At 54.2% G+C, this 611-nt stretch carries 1 protein-coding gene; it reads right to left on the bottom strand.

All coding sequences use genetic code 11. The features are described from left to right. Positions 1 to 95: 95 nt before the first annotated feature. On the bottom strand, positions 96 to 320 hold the full coding sequence (locus BGE01nite_RS28830; RefSeq protein ID WP_146856423.1) for a hypothetical protein: 225 nt from the start codon (positions 318 to 320) through the stop codon (positions 96 to 98). Positions 321 to 611: the final 291 nt, after the last annotated feature.

Here is a 611-nt window from a genome sequence, read left to right as displayed (position 1 = left end):
CGCGGTTAACTGTTAACTGTTAACTGTTCGCGGTGGGCCAGGCGGGACGTGATCACGTGGTACTATTTGGCAATGTCCGGTCAGTCAGGTAGGTCTTAGTTTTCGGTGACGACATGCTGCGGGTGCTTGGAGGTCATGTGCTCTTCCATGGTCATGCGCGCAAGGGCGATGGCACCCATCTCTGAAGTCCCCACCTTGATCCCGGACAAGGCATACTGGCAGAGAGGGCAGGTCCAGACGGCGACGCGATCCTGGCCCGGATTTCTTTGTTCGATGGTGATCTTGGTTTCATCACACCACTGGCTAAGCGGTTTCTTCATGGGGTTGTAAGGTGGAGCGTGATACGGTTGTAGCACAAGGCTGTCATGTCACCCTTTCGGGTGATGTTCAAAAAGGCAGACTATTTTACGTATTCGAAGTTAAAGCTCCAACACTTTTTCATGGGATCCTGGACGGGCGGCGGGGGAGTGCCCCCTGCCTTTTTCCATTTTCAGTTTTCCATTCCTCCCCTTTCCATTTCTCCATGCCTGGTAGTCACTGCCCCATGGAGGAACTGAGAATGGGAAATGGGCTGAGGGGGGAGAGAGGCACGTGGCTGGATCGGCTGATTG

The sequence above is a fragment of the Prosthecobacter gellanilyticus genome, assembly GCF_007992435.1.
GTDB classification, from domain to species: Bacteria; Verrucomicrobiota; Verrucomicrobiia; order Verrucomicrobiales; family Verrucomicrobiaceae; genus Prosthecobacter; species Prosthecobacter gellanilyticus.
This window is presented reverse-complemented; position numbering and strand designations above follow the sequence as displayed.

What these genes read in the sequence shown, in the direction of transcription:
- BGE01nite_RS28830 (WP_146856423.1), bottom strand. Translation starts at nt 320, where the DNA reads ATGAAGAAACCGCTTAGCCAGTGGTGTGATGAAACCAAGATCACCATC.